The sequence below is a fragment of the Nonomuraea maheshkhaliensis genome, assembly GCF_039529435.1.
In the GTDB taxonomy this organism is placed as follows: Bacteria; Actinomycetota; Actinomycetes; order Streptosporangiales; family Streptosporangiaceae; genus Nonomuraea; species Nonomuraea maheshkhaliensis.
Map to the genome: position 1 here is coordinate 3010 of NZ_BAAAMU010000106.1, position 20609 is coordinate 23618.

The 20609-nt window shown below is 71.7% G+C and carries 20 protein-coding genes; 11 read left to right on the forward strand and 9 right to left on the reverse strand.

Annotated elements, in window-relative coordinates:
* A partial coding sequence (locus ABFX54_RS43140) for a hypothetical protein (protein ID WP_346112744.1) occupies positions 1–300 on the forward strand: 300 nt, incomplete at its 5' end.
* A 54-nt stretch (positions 301–354) separates the two neighbouring features.
* Here ABFX54_RS43140 and ABFX54_RS43145 read toward each other — a convergent pair.
* Entirely contained in the window at positions 355–636 is a 282-nt protein-coding gene (locus ABFX54_RS43145) for a DUF3040 domain-containing protein (RefSeq protein WP_346112745.1), read from the reverse strand.
* A gap of 134 nt (positions 637–770) precedes the next feature.
* On the opposite strand from ABFX54_RS43145, the gene ABFX54_RS43150 reads away from it, so the two are divergent.
* The 4 genes from ABFX54_RS43150 to ABFX54_RS43165 all read left to right on the forward strand — a co-directional run bounded on the left by ABFX54_RS43150 (position 771) and on the right by ABFX54_RS43165 (position 7166).
* Complete coding sequence (locus tag ABFX54_RS43150; protein ID WP_346112746.1) at positions 771–1826, forward strand: Rv2578c family radical SAM protein; 1056 nt, start codon at positions 771–773, stop codon at positions 1824–1826.
* 335 nt (positions 1827–2161) lie between these two features.
* Positions 2162–2284 (forward strand): hypothetical protein, encoded by a 123-nt coding sequence (locus ABFX54_RS43155; RefSeq protein WP_346112748.1) that lies wholly within the window; start codon positions 2162–2164, stop codon positions 2282–2284.
* Positions 2285–2522: 238 nt separating this feature from the next.
* A complete protein-coding gene (locus ABFX54_RS43160; RefSeq protein ID WP_346112749.1) occupies positions 2523–5630 on the forward strand; it encodes a S41 family peptidase in 3108 nt (1035 codons plus the stop codon).
* A gap of 159 nt (positions 5631–5789) precedes the next feature.
* Positions 5790–7166, forward strand: a complete 1377-nt coding sequence (locus ABFX54_RS43165; RefSeq protein WP_346112751.1) for a glycosyltransferase family 4 protein — start codon at positions 5790–5792, stop codon at positions 7164–7166.
* 8 nt (positions 7167–7174) lie between these two features.
* Here the strand turns inward: ABFX54_RS43165 and ABFX54_RS43170 are convergent, their stop codons facing one another.
* From ABFX54_RS43170 to ABFX54_RS43180, 3 genes are all read right to left on the reverse strand, one after another.
* On the reverse strand, positions 7175–8095 hold the full coding sequence (locus ABFX54_RS43170; protein ID WP_346112752.1) for a S1C family serine protease: 921 nt from the start codon (positions 8093–8095) through the stop codon (positions 7175–7177).
* A gap of 152 nt (positions 8096–8247) precedes the next feature.
* The gene (gene crcB, locus ABFX54_RS43175; protein WP_346112753.1) at positions 8248–8607 is read right to left on the reverse strand and encodes a fluoride efflux transporter CrcB; all 360 of its coding nucleotides are present in this window, start codon (positions 8605–8607) and stop codon (positions 8248–8250) included.
* Complete coding sequence (locus ABFX54_RS43180) at positions 8604–8885, reverse strand: fluoride efflux transporter FluC (RefSeq protein WP_346112754.1); 282 nt, start codon at positions 8883–8885, stop codon at positions 8604–8606. Before ABFX54_RS43180 ends, crcB begins: the two co-directional genes overlap by 4 nt.
* Before the next feature lie 380 nt (positions 8886–9265).
* On the opposite strand from ABFX54_RS43180, the gene ABFX54_RS43185 reads away from it, so the two are divergent.
* Positions 9266–9979 carry an HNH endonuclease family protein gene (locus ABFX54_RS43185; protein WP_346112755.1) on the forward strand — a complete coding sequence of 238 codons (714 nt, stop codon included), beginning with the start codon at positions 9266–9268 and terminating at the stop codon, positions 9977–9979.
* A gap of 3 nt (positions 9980–9982) precedes the next feature.
* On the opposite strand, the gene ABFX54_RS43190 is transcribed toward ABFX54_RS43185, so the two are convergent.
* A complete protein-coding gene (locus ABFX54_RS43190) occupies positions 9983–10819 on the reverse strand; it encodes a GDSL-type esterase/lipase family protein (RefSeq protein WP_346112756.1) in 837 nt (278 codons plus the stop codon).
* Positions 10820–11037: 218 nt separating this feature from the next.
* On the opposite strand from ABFX54_RS43190, the gene ABFX54_RS43195 reads away from it, so the two are divergent.
* Positions 11038–12267, forward strand: a complete 1230-nt coding sequence (locus ABFX54_RS43195) for an isochorismate synthase (protein WP_346112757.1) — start codon at positions 11038–11040, stop codon at positions 12265–12267.
* 63 nt (positions 12268–12330) lie between these two features.
* On the opposite strand, the gene ABFX54_RS43200 is transcribed toward ABFX54_RS43195, so the two are convergent.
* Positions 12331–12951, reverse strand: a complete 621-nt coding sequence (locus ABFX54_RS43200; RefSeq protein ID WP_346112758.1) for a YigZ family protein — start codon at positions 12949–12951, stop codon at positions 12331–12333.
* An 80-nt stretch (positions 12952–13031) separates the two neighbouring features.
* On the opposite strand from ABFX54_RS43200, the gene ABFX54_RS43205 reads away from it, so the two are divergent.
* A complete protein-coding gene (locus tag ABFX54_RS43205) occupies positions 13032–13382 on the forward strand; it encodes a hypothetical protein (protein ID WP_346112759.1) in 351 nt (116 codons plus the stop codon).
* Between the two features lie 52 nt (positions 13383–13434).
* Here the strand turns inward: ABFX54_RS43205 and ABFX54_RS43210 are convergent, their stop codons facing one another.
* Entirely contained in the window at positions 13435–13920 is a 486-nt protein-coding gene (locus ABFX54_RS43210; protein WP_346112760.1) for a DUF6326 family protein, read from the reverse strand.
* 272 nt (positions 13921–14192) lie between these two features.
* Here ABFX54_RS43210 and ABFX54_RS43215 point away from each other — a divergent pair, with 272 nt between their 5' ends.
* From ABFX54_RS43215 to ABFX54_RS43225, 3 genes are all read left to right on the forward strand, one after another.
* Positions 14193–14867, forward strand: coding sequence for a TetR/AcrR family transcriptional regulator C-terminal domain-containing protein (locus ABFX54_RS43215; protein ID WP_346112761.1), 675 nt, complete (start codon positions 14193–14195; stop codon positions 14865–14867).
* 132 nt (positions 14868–14999) lie between these two features.
* A complete protein-coding gene (locus tag ABFX54_RS43220) occupies positions 15000–17024 on the forward strand; it encodes a hydantoinase/oxoprolinase family protein (RefSeq protein WP_346112762.1) in 2025 nt (674 codons plus the stop codon).
* Positions 17021–18649: a hydantoinase B/oxoprolinase family protein gene (locus tag ABFX54_RS43225; RefSeq protein WP_346112763.1), complete on the forward strand. Its 1629-nt coding sequence runs from the start codon at positions 17021–17023 to the stop codon at positions 18647–18649. The genes ABFX54_RS43220 and ABFX54_RS43225 overlap by 4 nt, the downstream gene beginning before the upstream one ends.
* Here ABFX54_RS43225 and ABFX54_RS43230 read toward each other — a convergent pair.
* Both ABFX54_RS43230 and ABFX54_RS43235 read right to left on the reverse strand, forming a co-directional pair.
* A complete protein-coding gene (locus ABFX54_RS43230; protein WP_346112764.1) occupies positions 18636–19964 on the reverse strand; it encodes an MFS transporter in 1329 nt (442 codons plus the stop codon). The genes ABFX54_RS43225 and ABFX54_RS43230 overlap by 14 nt on opposite strands.
* Positions 19961–20533: an ArsR/SmtB family transcription factor gene (locus ABFX54_RS43235; protein ID WP_346112766.1), complete on the reverse strand. Its 573-nt coding sequence runs from the start codon at positions 20531–20533 to the stop codon at positions 19961–19963. The genes ABFX54_RS43230 and ABFX54_RS43235 overlap by 4 nt, the downstream gene beginning before the upstream one ends.
* Positions 20534–20609 lie beyond the last annotated feature (76 nt).

Genomic DNA, 20609 nt, shown 5'->3' on the forward strand with positions numbered 1-20609 from the left:
GCCACCGTGGTCCCGCCACCGTGGTCCCGCCACCGTGGTCCCGCCACCGTGGTCCCGCCACCGTGGTGGCTGCCCGCCACCGGCGGGAGGCCTCGCCAGGGCCGGCAGGAGGTCGATCAGGGCGCCCGGCCCACCGCGACGGCTTCCCCCTGGCACCTGGCCGTGGGCAACGGGCTTGCCAGGACGCCCGCGACGGCCCAGCTCGGACACCCGGTCGGCGGCGAAGGCCTCCCCTGGGCCGGCTTGTCCCCGGCGTGGGTGGTGCGCTGCGGGGCGTGCGGCATCGCCTCATGGGCGTGATCTTCAGGTACGTCGGGCCGGCCGCTCTGCATGTCGGGGCCGGCTGCGTCGCGGTCAGAAGGAGACTGCCAAGGCCAGGGCCGTGGCGGCCTCGTGGCTGAGAACCATGACCAAGAGTGTGGCGACCAAGGTAGCGATGAGCAACCAACTGATGACAATGATGACCGTCGAGCGGCGTGGCCGGTGCCTCGGCCCCGGCTGCCCCTTCGACCTCTCCTCGCTGCGGCGAACCCGCTCGTTGAACGACTCCAGTCGTGCGACGAGTCGGGGATCGTCGTCGACGAGGTGCTGCTCGATCTGGGCCAGCATTCGCTCCTCGTCCTGCGACCAGGCCATGGGTGCACCTCCGGAACGCAAGCTCTGTGGCGTCTTTCTGCCCAACCCTGAAGATCATTAGCCCCTGCCTGACCCAGTAATTGCCACCTCTTTTCGGTTTGCGATCATGCTCGAACCTTTGTTCTAATCATGGCATGCGCTGGGACAACCTGCGCCTGGCCGGGCCCGGCCGGGACGATCCGGCCGTGCCGCTCTTCGCTCGCGGCGCGGTGACCCGAACGTTCGACACGCCCGAATTCAATGGGATGACCTTCTATGAGATCCGGGCCCGATCCATCATCAACCGCGTCCCCGCGGCCAGCCGGGTTCCGTTCGAGTACACGATCAATCCGTACCGGGGCTGCTCTCATAAGTGCATTTACTGTTTTGCCCGAAAAACGCACGAATATCTCGATTTGGATTCCGGAGCGGACTTCGACTCCAAGATCGTGGTGAAGGTCAACGCCGCCGAGCTGGCCCGCAAGGAGCTGGCCTCGCCTCGCTGGGGCGGGCACCACGTGGCCATGGGCACCAATGTCGACTGCTACCAGCGCGCCGAGGGGCGATATCAGCTGATGCGCGGCATCCTGGCCGCGCTGCGCGACGCCGCCAACCCGTTCTCCGTCCTCACCAAGGGCACGCTCATCCTGCGCGACCTCGATCTGCTCACTGAGGCCGCCGACGTGACCGACGTCGGCGCCGACGTCTCGGTCGGGTTCGTGGATCCGGAGCTGTGGCGCGCCGTCGAGCCGGGCACGCCCAATCCGCGCCGTCGTCTGGAGACGTGCGCGACGCTCAACGACAACGGCGTCGCCTGCGGGGTCCTGATGGCCCCGATCCTCCCCTATCTGACCGACTCCCCCGCCCAGCTCGACCGCACGGTCAAGGAGATCGCCGAGGCGGGCGCCACCCACCTCGTCCCGATCGTGCTGCACCTGCGGCCCGGGGCCAGGGAGTGGTGGCTGAGCTGGCTCTCGCGCGAGCACCCGCGCCTGGTGCCGCGCTATCTGGAGCTGTACGGGCGGGGCTCCTACGCGCCCAAGGCCTACCAGCAGCGGGTGACGGGCCTGGTCAGACAGCTGGCCGAACGCCATGGGGTCGGCCGGGCCGTCCCGGCGACGGCCCGTCGCGAGCCGTCCCGCCGCCGCCCTCCGATCACACCCGAGGGCCCTGTGATCCCACCCGAGCCGGAGCAGTTGCGCCTGCTCTGAATCCGGCCCCCGACACGGGGCTCGATCCGGCCATACGAGGCTCCATGCCGCCGCACAGCGCTCCGTCCCGCCGCCAGAGGCGCGATCCGGCCGCACGTGGAGTCGACCGCGGGTGAGGACTGGCCGGACATGGTGACGCTTGGGGCGGAGACGACCGCACGTGGTGACGGCCGGGTGCGGGGAGGGTCGTTTGGCGGAGATGGGCGGGTGAGCCCGTGCGGGAAAGGGTTATTGAGGAGACGAGTAGGTGGTATGTCGGGTTTCGTCGTTTGATGGGTATTAACGGCCGTGGTGCACCAATACGGTGCATCTCATCCATTCGGGGGGAGATTTCCATGGCTGACACGAAGAAGAAACCCGCTTCCAAGTCCGGCAAGTCGAAGAAGCAGGCCATCAAGACCAGCCGGCAGGCCAAGGAGACGAAGCGGGACAGCCAGAAGACGTCCGGCGAGGAGTGACCACCCGGGCAGCCTGCCGGTGTCTGCCGAGCCGGTGACCTGATCAGAAGGCCCGCGCCACGGTGAGGGTCCGGCCGGACCTGGTCGGACGGCTCGGGCGGTCACCGGGTGAGGCTGCCCGGTTGGATGTGATCGCACGGCCCGGGCAGTCGCTCGCCGAGGCTGCCCGGCCGGTGACCTGATCGGACGGCCGTGGCCCAGGGCGGCCCGGCCGTCCGATCGACCGTGGAGCTGCTCCATGTCGGCTTACCTGCGCTTCCCCGCCGTCTTCCAGGACGTGGTGGTCTTCGCCGCCGAGGACGACCTGTGGATGGTCTCCGCCCTGGGCGGGCGGGCCTTCCGGCTGACCGCGGGGCTGGCCGAGGCCGGCTATCCGCGCATCTCGCCGCGCGGCGACCAGCTCGCGTTCGTGGGACGCGAGGAGGGTCCCGAAGAGGTGTACGTGATGCCGTCCGGCGGCGGCGCGGCCCGCCGGGTGACGTTCCACGGCGCCCGCTGCACGGTGACCGGCTGGGACCCGGAAGGCCGCATCCTGTACGCCAGCGACCAGTCACAACCGTTCGAAGGCCGCAAATGGCTGCACCGGGTGCGGCCGGGCGGGGTGCCGGAGCGGCTGCCGTACGGACCGGCGAACTCGATCGCGTACGGCCCCGCAGGCATGATCGTGCTCGGCCGCAACACCGCGGACCCGGCACGGTGGAAGCGTTACCGCGGCGGAACGGTCGGCGACCTGTGGATCGACCCGCGCGGCGACGGCGAGTTCCGGCGGCTGATCAGGTTGCCGGGCAACCTGGCCTCGCCATGCTGGAGCGGCGGCCGGGTGTGCTTCATCTCCGACCACGAGGGCGTCGGCAACGTCTACTCCTGCGACTCCGCCGGCGGCGACCTGCGCCGGCTCACCCACCACGACGACTACTACGCCAGGAACCTGTCCGGTGACGGGCAGCGCCTGGTGTATCACGCGGGCGCGGAGTTGTTCCTGCTGGAGCCGGGTGAGGGGCCGCGGCGGCTGGAGGTGCGGCTGGCCAGCTCCAGGACGCAGCTCAACCGCAGGTTCGTGGAGGCCGCCGACTATCTCGACAGCGCCAGGCTGAGCCCGGACGGCAGCGCGCTGGCGATCACGGCGCGCGGCAAGGCGTACGCGATGGCGGACTGGGAGGGCCCCGTACGCCAGCACGGCCGCCCGGACGGCGTCCGCTACCGCTTCCTGACCTGGCTGAACGACGGCGTCCGGCTGATCGCGGCGGCCAGCGACGACGGCGACGAGGAGCGGCTGGTCGTCCTGGAGGGCGGCGAGGGCGGGCAGGGCACGGAGGTGGCCCGGCTGGGGCGGGTCAACGAGCTGGTCCCCGATCCCGCGCACGACCGGGTGGCGGTCGTCAACCACCGCGACGAGCTGCACGTGCTCGACCTGGCCACGGGCCGCTCCGAGCTGGTGGAGGCCAACCCGCACGGCCCGCCGGAGGATCCGGCCTGGTCGCACGACGGCGAGTGGCTGGCGTACGCGAGCCCGTCGAGCTCCCGGTCCGCCGCGATCAAGCTGCACCATCCGGCGAGCGGCCGCACGGTCCAGGCCAGCGAGCCGGCGCTCAAGGACTCGATGCCGGCCTTCGACCCGGAGGGCCGCTACCTGTACTTCATCGGCCAGCGCGTCTTCTCCCCCGTCTACGACCAGCTCCAGTTCGACCTGGGGTTCCCGCTGGGGACGCGGCCGTACGCGGTGGCGCTCCGGGCGGACGCGCCGGACCCCTTCGTGCCCCGTCCCCGCCCGCTGGAGGAGCCGAAGGACGACGAGGAGGACGAGCCGGAGCCGCTGCGGGTGGACGTGGACGGGCTGGCCCGCAGGGTGACCGCGTTCCCGCTGCCGGAAGGCCGGTACGAGCGGGTGGCGGGGCTGAAGGGCAAGGCGCTGATCCTGACCAGCCCGCTCGAAGGGGAGGACACGCTGCACCTGTTCGACTTCGCCGGTGGCCACAACGAGCTGTTCGCCGAGGGCGTGGACGACTTCGAGCTCGGCCGGGACCACAAGACGCTGCTGTACCGGGCGGGGAACCGGCTGCGGGTGGTCAAAGCGGGCGAAGTGCCCGGCGACGGGGAGAGTCCCGGGCGTGAGAGCGGCTGGATCGACCTGTCGCGGGTCAAGGTGTCGGTCTGCCCGGTGGCGGAGTGGCGGCAGATGTTCCGCGAGGCGTGGCGGCTGCAGCTGGAGAACTTCTGGACCGAGGACATGGCGGGCGTGGACTGGCCGGCCGTGTACGAGCGCTACCGGCCACTGGTGGACCGGGTGACGACCCGCGGCGAGTTCTCCGACCTGCTGTGGGAGCTGCACGGGGAGCTGGCCACCAGCCACGCCTTCGAGAGCGGCGGCGAATACCGGCCAGGACCCGACTACACGCAGGGCAAGCTGGGCGTGGACTGGCAGTATCGTGGCGGCGTCTACCGCATCGGCGCCCTCGTGACCGGCGACCCGTGGGACCCGAAGGCCACCTCTCCGCTGAACCGGCTCGGCCTCGACGTGCGCCCCGGTGACGCCGTGCTGGCCATCGACGGCGCGCCGATCGGGGTGGCCGCCACCCCGAACGAGCGGCTGGTCAACCAGGCGGGCGAGGAGGTCGAGCTGACACTGCGGCGCGGCAAGCGCGTGTTCACGGTCACGGTACGCGCCCTCGCCGACGAACGGCCGGCCCGCTACCGCGACTGGGTGAACCTCAACCGCGCCCAGTGCCACGAACGCTCCGGCGGCCGGATCGGCTACCTGCACGTGCCCGACATGGGGACCGAGGGGTTCGGGGAGTTCCACCGGGGCTTCCTGGCCGAGTACGACCGCCACGCGCTCATCGTGGACGTGCGCTTCAACGGCGGCGGCCACGTCTCGGCGCTGCTGCTGGAGAAGCTGGCCAGGCGGCGGCTGGGCTACGACTATCCGCGGTGGGGCGATCCCGAGCCGTACCCGCCCGAGTCGCCGCGCGGCCCGATCGTGGCGGTCACGAACGAGTGGGCGGGCTCGGACGGCGACATCTTCAGCCACACCTTCAAGCTGCTCGGTCTCGGACCACTGGTCGGCAAGCGCACGTGGGGCGGGGTGATCGGCATCTGGCCGCGCCACCGGCTGGCCGACGGGACGCTCACCACGCAGCCGGAGTTCTCCTTCGCCTTCGACGACGTCGGCTGGCAGGTGGAGAACTACGGCACCGATCCCGACATCGAGGTGGACATCACCCCGCAGGACTACGCGCGGGGCGTGGACACGCAGCTCGAACGGGCGATCGACGTGGCGCTCGACCTGCTGGCCGACAATCCCCCGCATACTCCCGATCATCGGCACCGGCCGCGCATGCAACCTTAAGCATCCCCGAAGCGTCTAAAGATCATAGGTGGGGTAAGCGCATGGGGGATGAAAGCAAATGCGCTCCACCGACGAATAAGTACGAGGCCGGTGGTGAGGCGAGCCCTCTCCGCCGGCCCTGTGTGTTGAGCCTTCGTCCGTGAAAAGGGGATCTGTTAAGTGCGCGCACTGGCACGCAAGGGCAAGTCGGCGATGGTCCGGCTCTATCGGGGGTACAACCGGCGCAAGAAGCGCGACGCGCCGCCGCCCTCGATCCGGAGGGTACGCATCCTGCTGCTGCACGCCAACGGGATGGGCGGCACCATCCGCACCGTGTTCAACCTGGCCAGTTACCTGGCCGAGGAGCACGACGTGGAGATCGTCAGCGTGCTGAAGGAGGCGGACGCGCCGTTCTTCCCCATCGACCCCCGGGTGAAGTTCCGTTTCCTGGACGACCGGATCGATCCCGGCCTCGACCCGGTGCGCGCCCTGTTGTCGAAGCTGCCGAGCCGGCTCATCCCCAAGGAGGAGTCGGCGTACCACAGGTTCAACCTCTGGACCGACCTCAAGCTGGCCCGTTTCATCCGCTCGCTCGACACCGGCGTGCTCATGGCCACCCGCCCGGGGCTCAACCTCGCGCTCGCCCAGTTAGCCAAGCCCGGCGTGATCACGATCGGGCAGGAACATGTGGCGCTGCGTACTCAGGCCGAACCCATCCAGGAGCTGATCAAGTGGCGTTACCGCCGCCTGGACGCCCTGGTCACCCTCACCAAGGCCGATCTGGCCGACTACCGCGAGACGCTGCCGAAGCAGCCGCGCAAGCTGGTCCGCATTCCCAACGCCGTGCCGCCGATGTCGGGCGAGGTGTCCAAGCTCGACGCCAAGGTGGCCGTCGCGGTCGGCCGGATGACCCGGATCAAGGGCTTCCACCGGCTGATCACCGCATGGGAGACCGTCGCCGCCGCGCATCCGGACTGGAAGCTGCGCATCTTCGGCGCGGGGCCGCAGGAGGAGAACCTGGCCAAGCAGATCGTCGAGGCGGGCCTTGAGGACAAGGTGGAACTGCCGGGGCCGACGACCGACGTGGGCGCGGAGCTGGAGAAGTCGTCGATCTACGTGCTCAGTTCGCGGCACGAGGGCTTCCCCATGACGATCCTGGAGGCCATGGCGAAGGGGCTGGCCATCGTCAGCTTCAACAGCCCGCACGGCCCCAAGGAAATGATCAAGAACGGGGTGGACGGGCTGCTGGTCAAGCCCCGTACCAATGCCAACCTCGCCGCGGCCGTCATGCGGGTGATCGAGGACGAGCAGTTGCGCCGGGACCTCGCGGCGCGGGCGCTGGAGACGGCGCACAAGTACGACCCCGACGTCGTCGGGAAGAAGTGGGACGCGCTGCTGGAGGAGCTGCTGGCGCGGCGCGACGGCTCGTGGGCCGCGGCCCGCCAGAGCAAGGAGCCCGCCGAGGCGCCCTCGGCGCGGGAACAGCCCTCTGCACAGGAGCAGTCCCCCGCTCAGGAGCAGCCCGCGGCGCAGGAGCAGTCGCCGGCCCAGCGATAGGGGCCTGATCACACACCCGAGCCGGTGAGTTCCACCGGCTCGGCGATGACGTCCACGAGCGCGCCGTTGCGGTGCACGGTGATGGGTAACGGCCGTCCGATCGCGTCGGCGAACATCAGCCGCTGCAGGCTCTGCGCGTCACCCACCGGGGTACGCCCGGCGCTCAGCACCAGGTCGCCGGCGCGCAGCCCGGCCCGGTGTGCGGGCGAGCCGGGCACCACCTCGACCACGCGCAGGGCTCCGTTCTGGCCGGTGCTCCTGCGCAGGTGCTCGGGCAGCGGCGCGGGCGAGGTCACCAGGCCCAGGAACGCTCTCCGGACCCGGCCGTCCCTGATCAGCGCGGCGACGATGGAACGGGTGGTGGCGTTCATCGGCACGGCCAGCCCCACCCCGACGCCGGCCACGGCCGTGTTGATGCCGACCACCCGCCCCCGCGCGTCGGCCAGCGCCCCGCCGGAGTTGCCCGGGTTGAGCGCGGCGTCGGTCTGGATGACGTCCTCGATCAGGCGGGTGGCGGAGCCGCTGCGCGCGGGCAGCGACCGTCCCAGCCCGGACACCACCCCGGCCGTCACCGAGCCGGTCAGCCCGAGCGGGTTGCCCACGGCCACCACGAGCTGGCCGACCACCAGCCCGTCGCTGTCGCCGAGCTCGGCCGGCGGCGGGGTGGCGGTGCGCGCCCTGATCACGGCGAGGTCGGACAGCGGGTCGCGCCCGACCACCTCGAAGTCACCGGACACGCCGTCGGCGAACGCGACAGTGCCGGTGCGGGAGTAGCCGACCACGTGGGCGTTGGTCAGCAGGAAGCCGTCGCCGGTGAACACCACGGCCGAACCACTGCCCCGCCCGGCCCGCACGCTGGCCACCCTGGGCAGCAGCTCGGCGGCCACGGAAGACACGACCTGGGAGTAGGCGTCGAGGGGATCGGCCACCGTGACCTCCAATGTGATTACTGGATTACACGGTAACTCTCCCCGTCAGAACCTGAGCGGGCCCAACGCAAAGCAGCGCCTGGGCGCGGGCCGCCCCGCTCGCAGTGGCGGCTGGGCTGAAGCAGGGCTTGGGCTCAGAGCAGGGCTTGGGCTCAGAGCAGGGCTTGGGCGAGGGCCGCGCCGCAGAAGGCCGCGCCGAGGCCAGCGACCACGCTGGCCACGGCGTTGGCGACCGCGTGGAAGCGCGCCCCCTCCTCCAGCAGCCGCACCGTCTCGTACCCCAGCGTCGAGTACGTCGTCAGCGCGCCACAGAAACCCGTGCCCACCAGCGCCATCACCCCGTCACCCACCGGCAGCGCGGCCACGAAGCCCAGCACCGCCGACCCGCTCACGTTGACGGAGAGGGTCCCCCAGGGGAACACGGTGTCGTGCCGCGCCTGCACCGCCCGGTCGGCCAGGTAGCGCAGCGGCGCCCCGACCGCGGCCCCCAGCACGATCAGCACGATCGTCATCGGGCACCGGTCCCTGGCACGACGCCGGCGGCGCGGCGGGTCAGCCACACGCCGGCCGCTGTCGCGGCCACCGCCGCCAGCATCGTGGCCACCAGGTAGGCCAGGCCGGTGAGCGGCGCGCCGGCCTCGACCGTCCGCCGCACGTCCACCGCGTACGTCGAGAACGTCGTGTAGCCGCCCAGCACCCCCACCCCGAGGAACGGCCGCACCAGGCGATGTGCCGGGCGGGCCTCCGTGATCAGCACCATCAGCACCCCGATGAGCAGGCAGCCGGACACGTTGACCAGGAACGTCGCCCACGGGAAGCCCGGCCGCCCCCGTGGGCAGCGCCGTCTGGACGGCGTGCCGGGCCAGCGCTCCGATCGCGCCGCCGGGGGCGATCACGGCGAGCACCGGCCAGAGCGGCTCGGCCCGCTGCGCGGGAACGTGAAGATCGACATCGGGGTCGACGGGACGATCAGTCACACGACGCAGGCTACCGCCGCCTCCCCCGCGCGCCCGCCCCGGCCCGGCCGCGAGCCCGCTCCCGCCCCGGCCCGGCCCGGCTCGTCCCCGGCGCGGCACGGTTGGTGGGACGATCAGTCACACAACCCTTCCCGTGTCAAAAGCGCCGATGCCGGGAATTTCTCTAGACAACCTGGAGCTCACGGAGGTCTGCTTGAGCACCAAGGACGCGGTCGCCGTCCTCGCCGGAGCCATCGTCATCGTCTCGTTCATCGGCACAGCCAAGACCCCACCGGCCACCGCGGCCAGCCCGCTGGGCAACATCAGCGGCACGTTACCGGGCCTGGCCCCCATCGCATCCGCCGCCGACAGGCGAGAAGCGCGCGGCCTCATCAAGCGGCTGCGCGTCAAGGGGCTCGGCTCCAACAGGGGATACGAGCGCACCCGGTACGGGGACAACTGGGCCGACGACGCCACCGGGGTGCCGTACGCGCGCAACGGCTGCCGTACCCGTGACGACCTCTTGGCCCGAGACGGCCGGAACGTGAAGTACCGCAAGGGGTCGAACTGCGAGGTCGTCTCGATGGAGCTGACCGACCCCTACACCGGGCGACTCATCCACTGGCACAAGGACAACGCCGACGAGGTGCAGGTCGATCACGTGGTGCCGCTCAACTACGGGTGGCGCATGGGGGCGCCGCGCTGGTCGATGACGAAGCGGCTGGACTTCGCCAACGACCCGCTCAACCTGCTGCCCGTGGACGGCGAGGCCAACGAGCACAAGGACGCCTCGGGGCCGTCGGGCTGGCTGCCGCCGCGCCGGGGCATCCGGTGCGCCTACGTCACCCGGTTCGCGCAGGTGGCGCTCAAGTACGACGTTCCGGTCACCCCGGCCGACAAGAAGACCATGCTCGCGCAGTGCCGATGAACCCTATCGCGGGTCGATCCAGGTGAAGCCGCGCCGGTAGGTCTGCTCCGCCAGCACCCGCTGCCCGGCCGTGTTCGGGTGGAAGTAGTCCCACTTGCTGACCTGGTCGAGGGTGAAGGGGTAGGCGAAGACGGCTCCCCCGTCGGTGCGGCAGGCGGGCCCGTACGCGGCGCACGCCTCGGCCGCCGCCCGGTTGTAGCCGATCACCCTGTCGCGCACCCTGGCGCGGCGCTCGGTGTCGGCCCGGCGGGTGGACGTGGGCCGGAGCAGCAGGCTCTGGCAGATGCGGCCGGCCGACCAGAACGTACGGGCCAGCGGGTTGCCGCGCCCGGCCTGCCACAGCCGCCGCAGGTCGGGGATGCTGGCCACGAACACCCTGGCCCTGGGCAGCCCGGCGCGCAGCTCGGCCAGGGCGGTGTCCAGCCGGCGCCGGTAGGTCGCCACCGGGGTCATCGCCTGCTCGGTGCGGGCGCAGGCGTCGACCGCGCCGATGAGGATCGTGACGTAGTCGGCCTTGGCGGCGATCGCCTTGCGTACCTGGCCGAGCAGGGCGGCGCTGGTGGAGCCGGGCACGGCGAAGTTGTGGTTGTGCTTGTGGATCGTTCCAGACAGCTCCGACAGGCGCAGGTAGTGGCTGTCGACGTCGGCGCGGTCGCCGGTGGACCAGGAGCGGGCGGTGCAGGAGACGTACCAGCCGCAGGCGTTGAAACCGGCGGAGATGGAGTCGCCGAGCGCGGCCATGACCTCGGGGACGGGCTCCGCGGGAGCGGCGGCGTGGGCCGGGACCGAGGCGGTGAGGACGACGGCGGCGGCCAGCACTGGCCCGAAGCGAACGATCATGCGCACCAAGGTAGATAGCCGATCACCCTGCCACTATGGCTACACGGCAAGGTCTGCCAGTTCGGGACCGACTTCATATCCTTGCTTGACAGGCCGAAGGGGATCTGGTGATACCCAATACCTAACGGCATCCCGTTTTTTCCGGGTTCGTTGCCCGTAACCTCGCATTCACGGGGGTCCGAGTCGAACGTGTTCAGTTCCCGCATAGAGTGTCTTGGGTGAGTGTCGCGCTCGGAACAACCCGCCCGCTGCCGGTTCGCACCACCCTTGTCGGCGACCCCGGTGACCTGCTGGCCTCCCTCCCCAGGACGGCGCCCTACGCCTGGATCAGAAACGGCGAGGGCCTGGTCGGATGGGGTGAGGCCGCCCGCGTGACGGTGCCGCCCGGCCCCGGCAGGTTCGCCTGGGCCCGCCGATGGCTGGCCACCGTCCTCGGTGAGGCGCACGTCGACGACGCCGTGCACGCCCCCGGCTCCGGCGCGGTCGCCTTCGGCAGCTTCACCTTCGACGAGGACGCCCACGGCTCCGTCCTCGTGGTGCCGCGGGCCGTGCTGGCCCGCCGCGACGGCCACGCCTGGCTGACCACGATCGGGGACGCGCCGCTGGAGACGTTCACGCCGATCCGCGACCCGGGCCGGATCAGCTACGGCGACGGCAGCCTGAGCGCGCCCGAGTGGGAGCACGTCGTGGCCAGCGCGGCCAAGCGCATCCGCGAGGGCGAGCTGGAGAAGGTGGTGCTGGCCCGCGACCTGGTCGCCACCGCCGAGCGGCCGATCGACGTACGGCTGCTGCTGACCCGCCTGGCCCGGCGCTATCCCGAGTGCTACACGTTCTCGGTCGCGGGGCTGGTCGGGGCCACGCCCGAGCTGCTGATCCGGCGTACGGGGCAGGAGATCGAGTCGCTGGTGCTGGCCGGCACGACGCCGCGCGGCACCGGCCCGGCCGACGACCTCGCCCGGGGCAAGGCGCTGCTGGCCTCGACGAAGGACCGGCACGAGCACGAGTGCGCGATCGCCTCCGTACGCCAGACGCTGTCGCCCCTGTGCTCCTCGCTCACCACGCCCGACGAGCCCGAACTGCTCATGCTGCCCAACGTGCAGCACCTGGCCAGCCACGTCACGGGGCGGCTGGCCGACGGGGCGTCGGTGCTGGACGTGGTGGCGGCCATGCACCCGACGGCGGCCGTCGGCGGCACCCCGACCCACACGGCGATCGAGGTCATCCGCGAGCTGGAGGGCATGGACCGGGCCGGGTACGCCGGTCCCGTGGGCTGGATCGACGCCCGGGGCGACGGCGAGTGGGGCATCGCGCTGCGCTCGGGCCTGGTCGAGGGGCGGCGGGCCCGGCTGTTCGCCGGGGGCGGCATCATGGGCGACTCCGATCCGGCGGCCGAGCTGGCCGAGGCGCAGGCGAAGTTCCGCGTGATGCAGTACGCCCTGGAGGGCTGAGCAGGCGCGTCAGCAAGCAAGCGGGCCCGTGATCACGCGGGCCCCTGGTCTCGAAGTCCGTGATCAGGCGGGGACGTGGAGGTCGGCGCCCGGCGTGACGCGGGCCCGGCCGGCCGTCAGCGTGGCCACCCAGTCGGTGAACGCCGCGACCTCGTCCTCCCCCACCGCCACCGCGAAGGTGACCTCCCCCGCGTACGTCACCTCGCGCACCGCGTGACGGGAGGCGCGCAGGTCGTTCTCCACCCGCCCGGCCTGGTCGTGCGCGACCGCGACGTGCACGAGCCTGGCCGGCACCATCCGGACGGGCTCGGCCCGGTCGAGAGTCTCGGTCACCGCCCCGCCGTAGGCTCGCACCAGCCCGCCCGCGCCCAGCAGGGTGCCGCCGAAGTAACGCGTCACCACCGCCACCACGTCGCTGTACCCCCGGCCGACCAGCGCCTGCACCATGGGCGTGCCGGCCGTGCCGCCCGGCTCGCCGTCGTCGTCGCCCCTCTGGATGCGCTCGCCGATCACGTACGCCGTGCAGTTGTGGGTGGCGCCGGCGTGCGCGGCGCGGCGGGCGGCGATGAAGGCCGCCGCCTGCTCGACCGTGCGCGCCGGGGCTATGGCGCAGATGAAGCGCGAGCGCCGCGTTTCGGTCTCGTGCTCGATGACGGTCGTGAGTGTGAGATACGGAGCAGGCACATTCGACAGGGTATGCCGTTGCCGCGGGCACTCCGGGAGCTAGCATGCCGACTATCCATCAAGGCCTACGGGAGGGTCTCGTGGAAACGGCGAATGACGTCATGCCCTATGCCGCGGCGGCGATCGACGCCTTCGGCACCGGCGTGCTGGCCAAGACCGGAGAGCTGGCCGCCGACACGCCTGCCGCCCGCGGCTCGCGCATCCTGCAGCGGGTGTTCGGCCGCGGCGACGACCGTGCCAGAGACCTGATCGACCGGGTGGCGGGCGCCAAGCCGGACGACGAGGCCGGACGGACGGCGCTGCGGCGGGCGATCGAGGAGGCGTTCCTGGCGGATCCGCTGCTGCGGCGCGAGGTCGCGGCGATGCTGCCCCGTGCGGCGTGGGACGCGCCCGAGGCCGGACTACGTGATGAGCTCCCTGATCGTTGGTGATCGTCTGCGACAGTCGCTGGAGAAAGCGGCGTCAGCGCGGCGGGCGTGCGCGTCACCGGCGGCCGCCCGGGCTCGCTGCCGTCGCGGGACCGGCTGGGACGGCGGGGGTTCGAGGCCAGGTCCAGGCGGAGCGCAGGATGAAGGCCAGGAGCAGCACCTCGATTCCGATGGAGAGGCCGTAGAAGGGGGCCCAGTTCCAGGACTCCCCTGCCGCGTTGAACACCGAGTAGGGGATGTAGAGCGGTGCGACGACGAGGTTCGTGGCGCGGTTCACCCGGGCGGGCAGCGTCATGGAGAGCATCACCATCAGGGCCGGGATCGCCACGGACGCGAGCATCATGGTCAACAACGTCGGGCTGATGTCGAACTCAAAGACGACGCCGACTCGGAGGTTGTCGATGACGCCGGGCTTGTGGAGGTGGAAGTAGTCGACGTAGATGTAGAGAAACATGAAGCTGGTCCATGCGGCGGCGAGCTTGGCCTGCACGGGGACCGGCGGGTCGTCGAGCGGGTTCGGGGTTTTCGTTCGGATGGTCATCGGTTCTCCTTTCGACAGGAGCGATCCCTCCGCCGGAGTGGCGGCAGGGATGTACCGGGGCCGCGCCCACCTGGACGAGCACCTCGCCTCGACCGGGCAGCGGTAGCCCGGGACCTCGGACGGCTCGAGCGCTGTTCGATTCCCACCGAAGCCTCCTCGCGTCCGAGCTGCGGCTCTCGTTGGTTCGTACGTCGTACGCTGTACGTCGTACGATGTACCATGACCGTGCGCTGGACGATTGTCAAGGCGGTCGAGCGAGCGAGAGGAGACCCGTGTCCGCGAGGGAACAACGCCAGGTGGCCTCAGACGCGGCGCTGAGCAAGCAACGGGTGGTGGCCGAGGCGGTCCGGCTCGCCGACCGCGAGGGGGTCGGCGGGCTGAGCATGCGCCGGCTGGCCGGCGCGCTCGGCGCGGGCGCGATGTCGCTCTACTACTACGTGGCGAGCAAGGAGGAGCTGCTGGACGCCATGATCGACGTCGTGTTCGAGGAGATCGAGCTCCCGCCCGAACAGACCGACTGGCAGTCAGCGATGCGACGCCGGGCGGTATCCGCCCGGCAGGTTCTCGCACGCCACCCGTGGGCGATCGGCCTGATGGAGTCGCGGACATCGCCGGGGCCCGCGAACCTCCGCCACCGCGAAGCGGTCACCGCCTGCCTGCGAAGGGCCGGCTTCCCGGTCTTGACGGCGACGCACGCCAACTGGTTGCTCGACAGCTATGTCTACGGTTTCGCCCTGCAGGAAGCCAGCCTGCCGTTCGACACCGCCGATGGGTTCGCGGACATGGCCGAGGACGTCTTCCTGCCCCAGCTTCCGCCTGACGAGTTCCCCTATCTCAACGAGTCCGCCGCGGTGCTCGCCGCCGCCGGCTACGACCCGGCGGAGGAGTTCACCTTCGGCCTCGACCTCGTCCTAGCCGCCCTCGAGCCCCTGAGAGTGCCTACGTGAGCCTCCATCCGTGATGTGATCGTGTCGCGCATCCTGCGGCAGAGCTGACCCCTGCGTTCGGCACTGCGGGAGAGGTCGTGCTGTGCGTTCCGCACAGCGGGGCTCGATCGCGGGCGGCATACGGTGACGCGCATGACTTATCGCGTCGCCATGGACATCGGCGGCACCTTCACCGACGTCGTCTGTTACGACGAGCGGTCGGGGGCCGTCACCGCCTCGAAGGCGCCCACCACGCCGGGGGATCTCGCGGAGGGGGTGTTCGCCGCGCTCGCGCGGGTCGTGGACGACCCGTCGGACATCTCCTTCTTCGTGCACGGCACCACGCAGGGCCTCAACGCGCTGCTGGAACGCAAGGGCGCGCGGGTGCTGCTGCTGGCGAGCCGGGGGGCCAGGGACGTCTACCAGATCGCCAGGGGCAACCGGGAGCGTATGTTCGACCTGCGTTACCGCAAGCCGGCGCCGCTGGTGCCGCGTCAGGACGTCATGGAGGCCGGCGGGCGGCTGGACCACCGGGGGCGGGAGCTCGTGCCGCTGGACGAGGAGGCGGTGCGGGCGGCGGCGCGGCGGGCCCGTGCGGAGGGGTTCGACGCGGTGGCGGTGTGCCTGCTGTTCTCGTTCGCCGATCCGGCGCACGAGGTGCGGGCCGGTGAGATCCTGCGGGCCGAGCTGGGCGAGGACGTGCTGGTCGTGCTCTCGCACGAGGTGGCCAGGGAGTGGCGGGAGTACGAGCGCACGTCCTCGGCGGTGCTGGAGGCGTACACGGGGCCGGTGGTGCGCCGCTATCTGGGCCGGATCGAGCGGCGCTTCGCCGAGCGGGGGCTGGCGGTGCCGGTGCACGTCATGCAGTCGTCGGGCGGGCTGGTGAACGCCTCGTACGCGATGCGCAGGCCATTGCAGACGCTGCTGTCGGGGCCGGTCGGCGGGACGATGGGCGGGGTCGCGGCGGCCCGCCTGCTCGGGCGGGACAACGCGATCTGCGTGGACATGGGCGGCACGTCGTTCGACGTGTCGCTCGTCGTGAACGGGCGCCCCGACGTCAGCGCGGAGGCGCGGATCGAGGGTCATCCGGTGCTGATGCCGGTGGTGAACCTGCACACGATCGGCGCGGGCGGCGGCTCCATCGCCTACGCCGAGGCGGGCGCGCTGCGGGTGGGTCCCGAGTCGGCGGGGGCCGTTCCCGGGCCCGCCTGTTACGGCCGGGGCGGCACCCAGGTCACCGTCACGGACGCGAACGTGGTGCTGGGGCGGGTGGATCCGGCCTGGTTCGCGGGCGGGCTGATGACGCTGGACGCCGGGGCGGCCGGGGTCGCGGTGGCGGAGCTGGCAGGGGAGCTGAAGCTGGATCCGCTGCGGCTGGCCGAGGGCGTCTGCGACGTGGCCAACGCCAGGATGGCGCAGGCGATCAGGACGCTGACGGTGGAGCACGGCGTGGAGCCGCGTGGGTTCGCGCTGGTGGCGTTCGGGGGCGCGGGGGCGATGCACGCGGTGTTCATCGCGCGTGAGCTGGGGATCTCCGAGGTGGTGGTGCCGCGCTTCCCGGGGGCGTTCTCGGCGTGGGGGATGCTGGAGGCGGACGTGCGCCGGGATCTGACGCATCCGTACTTCCGGCATCAGGACACGCTGGACGGCGCCGACATGTCCGGAAATCTCGTGAGATTGGAGCGGGACGCGTTCGCGGCGCTCGCCGGTCAGGGCGTGCCGGAGAAACGGCGGCGGGTGGAGCACGCCGTGGACATGCGGTACGAGGGCCAGGACTACACGCTCACCATCCCGCTGCGCGACGCGGCGGAGCCCGCCGGGCCCGGGTTCGCGGCGGAGATCGCGGCCCGCTACGCCGAGGCGCACACCAGCCGGTACGGGCACGCCACGCCCGAGGCGCCGGTGGAGTTCGTGATGCTGCGCAGCACCGGGTTCGGCTCGTTCCCCCGTACGGCCGCCCCAGCCCCCGGCGCCCCCGAGCAGGCGGAGCCCGTCGTACGGGACGTGATCTTCGACGGCGCGGTGCACCGTACCCCCGTGCTGCGCCGCTCCGCCCTGGAGGGCGAGCTGACCGGGCCCGCGATCGTGGTGGAGGAGACCGCGACCACGGTCGTGCCGCCCGGCTGCCTGGTCACCGTGGACGACAACGGCTTTCTCATCGTGAAGGTGGACCAGTGATCGACCCCGTCACCACCGAGATCATCCGCTGCGCGCTGCTGCAGGCGGCGGAGGACATGAACACCACCCTCATCCGCAGCTCCTACACCCCCGTCATCTACGAGGCCAAGGACTGCGCGGTCGCGCTGCTCGACCGCGAGCACAACGTGCTGGGGCAGTCGTCCGGGCTGCCGATCTTCCTGGGCAACCTGGAGGTGTGCACCCGCGAGACCGAGCGCCTGTACGGGCCGGAGGTCTGGGAGGAGGGCGACGTCTGGGTGCTGAACGACTCCTACGTCGGCGGCACCCACCTCAACGACGTGACCGTCTACGGGCCGATCTTCTGTGACGGGGAGCTGGCCGGGTTCGCGGCGTCGCGGGCGCACTGGCTGGACGTCGGCTCCAAGGACCCCGGCGGCTCGATGGACTCCACCTCGATCTTCCAGGAGGGCCTGCGGATGGGCCCGGTGAAGGTGTACGCGGGCGGCGCGCCCTGCCGCGACCTGCACGAGGTGATCGAACGCAACGTGCGCTTCCCGCACGCCACGCTCGGCGACCTGCGTGCCCAGGTGAGCTGCGCGATGACCGGGCAGCGGCGGCTGCGCGAGATCGTCGCCCGCTGGGGCCTGGCGACGGTGACGGCCGCGCGCGACGAGATCTTCGCCCAGACCGAACGCATGGAGCGGGCGGCCATCGCGGCCATCCCCGACGGCGTGTACGAGGCGTCAGGTCACCTCGACAACGACGGGATCGACCTGGACACGCCGCTGCCGGTGAACGTGCGCGTCACGGTGTCGGGCGAGTCGATGCACGTCGACCTGACCGACTGCGCCGACCAGGCGCTCGGGCCGGTCAACTGCGGGGCGGCGCAGGCGGTGGCCGCGGTGCGGGTCGGCTACAAGCTGCTGGTGTCGGGTGAGGTGCCGCTCAACGGGGGCTCGTTCCGGCCGCTGTCGGTGCTGACGCGCCCCGGCTCGATGCTGGCCGCCGAGTCGCCGGCCGCGTGCCAGTACTACTACTCGCACCTGGGGCTGCTCATCGACCTGGTGGTCAAGGCGCTGGCGCCGGTGCTGCCCGGCAAGGCGGCCGCGGCCTCGTACGGGGACTCGATGATCGTGCAGTTCACCGGCACGGACCCGCGTACCGGGAAGTTGTACGTCTCCCAGGAGGCCACGGTCGGCGGGTGGGGGGCGTGGGAGGGCGGCGACGGCGAGAGCTGTCTGATCAACAACGTCAACGGGTCACTGCGGGACATGCCGATCGAGGTGCTGGAGACGCTCTTCCCCGTGCGCGTCACCCGTTACGAGATGCGTCCCGGCACGGGCGGGGCCGGGCGGTGGCGTGGCGGCAACGGCGTGGTGCGCGAGTACGAGTTCTGCGGCGACACGTCGCTGTCGCTGTGGTTCGAGCGGTCGGTCACGCCGGCGTGGGGGCTGGCGGGCGGCGCGGCGGGCGCTCCTCCCCGGGTCACGCTCAATCCCGGCACGGACGGGGCGCGGGAGATGCTCAAGGTGAACGCGCTGCCCGTACGGGCGGGGGACGTGCTGCGGTGCGAGTCGGGCGGGGGCGGCGGCTACGGCCCGCCCGAACGCCGCTCCGCCGAGGCCACGGCGGCCGACCTGGCCCAGGGGCTCATCGCTCCCTGACCCCGACCCGCTCCCCCGCGCTCCCGTCCAGCGCGGAGCGGGCGCGGAGGAGGTCCATCTCGCGCCACTCCGGGCGCAGGCCGGTCAGGACGATGGCGAGCACGTACGCGGCCCCGCACGCCAGCAGCACCGGGGCCAGCCCGGTCACCGTCACCGCCGCCCCGGCCAGCAGCCCGCCCAGCGGGACGCCGACGAAGGAGAGCGAGGTCTGCAGCCCGCCCACCCGGCCCAGCAGGTGGCGCGGCACCCGTTCGAACGAGACCGCCCCCAGGATCGGGTTGAGGAACCCGCCGGCGAACCCGCCCACCGCGAACACCGCCACGATCGCCGCCACGGGCAGGTCGAAGGCCAGGAGGAGGAACCTCGGCGGCCCGGCGATCAGGAACGCCACGAACAGCACGGGCCGGCGCGGCAACCGGTGCGCCACCGCCGCCGCGACCAGGCTCCCGCCGACCGCCGTCAGGCCCATCACGCTGCCGCACAACCCGAGCAGCACGGGCCCGTGCCCGCTCTCCTTCGCCCACACGGGGCCGAGCACCTGCCCGAACGCGGCGTCGAGCAGGTTCGTCACGCAGACCATGGCGATCAGGATGAGCAGCAGCGGCTCGCCCCGCAGAAACGCCATCCCCTCCCCGAACCGCCGCCAGTACCCGTCATTGCCGGCGGTCTCGCGCGGGGATGCGGGCGTGGCACCTTCCCCAGCCTCGGCCCCGACCACGGGCTCGGGTGCCCTATGTCCCATCCCTCTCGGCAGCGCCCACGCCACGATCACCGACCCGACCGCGAAGAAGACGGCGCTCAGCCCCAGGCTCGGCAGCGCCCCGAAGACCCCGACCACCGCACCCCCAGCCGCCGGCCCCACGGTCTGCGCCAGCCGCTCGGTCACCCCCATCAGCCCCGTGGCCCGCTCCAAAGGCATCCCCGCGCGCCCGGCCGCCTCAGGGATCATGATCTCCTTGGCCAGATCCCCGGGCCCACGCCCGGCGCCGATCACCACGACCAGCGCGATCAGCGCGCCCATGGGCAGCGCGCCCAGCGTGTGCAGCAGCACGACGGCCCCGGCCGCCGCCGCGCTCACCACGTCGGCGGCCAGCGAGATCCGGCGCGGCCCGACGCGGTCGACCAGCGGCCCGGTCAACGCCTTGACCAGCACGTACGGCACCATCTCGGCGAACGCGACCACCCCGGTCCAGGCCGCGCTGCCGGTGGTGCCCAGCACATACCAGGGCAGGGCGATGGCCGACACCCGCGTCCCGGTCAGGGCCACCGCCGTGGCCGCCAGCACCCCGGCCAGCGGCCTCAACCGGCCGTTCACGACGGTTCCGGCAGGACCTGGGTGATGACCGACACCCGCGCCGACCCTTCGGGCCCGTCCTCGCCGGGGAGGTCACGCCGGTAGCGGGAGATCACTTCCTCCAGCTCGGAGCGCAGCCGCAGCCCCTCCTCCGGCGTCAGCCGCAGCGCGAACGAGCTCAGGTCGAGCACGCTCCCCCACTCCCCCGGCATGGTCAGCATCTCGTTCACCGCCCGCTGGGCACGCAGGCCGTACAGGGCCACGATCGACTGCATGTACGCCAGCACCGCCTCCGGCTCCGTCCTGGCCAGCTCCTCGTCGGACAGGCGGGTGACCTGGTGCACCGACCGCCACCACCGCTCCCGCGCGTTGCCCCGCTCGGCGTCCTCCTCCACGAACCCGGCCGCGCCGAGCCTGCGCAGGTGGTAGCTGGCCGTCCCGGAGTTGACGCCGAGCCGCTCGGCCAGCCGGGTGGCGGTGGACGGGCCGTGCTTGCGCAGCAGGTCGACCAGCTGCACGCGCACGGGATGGGCCAGGGCCCGCAGCCCCTTGGCGTCGAGGACGACGACGCTCCTGTCGGGATCACTCATACACCCGACTCTAAACCGCAAACACTTCTTCGCAAACACTTCTTCGCGAAGAACTGTTTGCGATTGGTGGATGGAG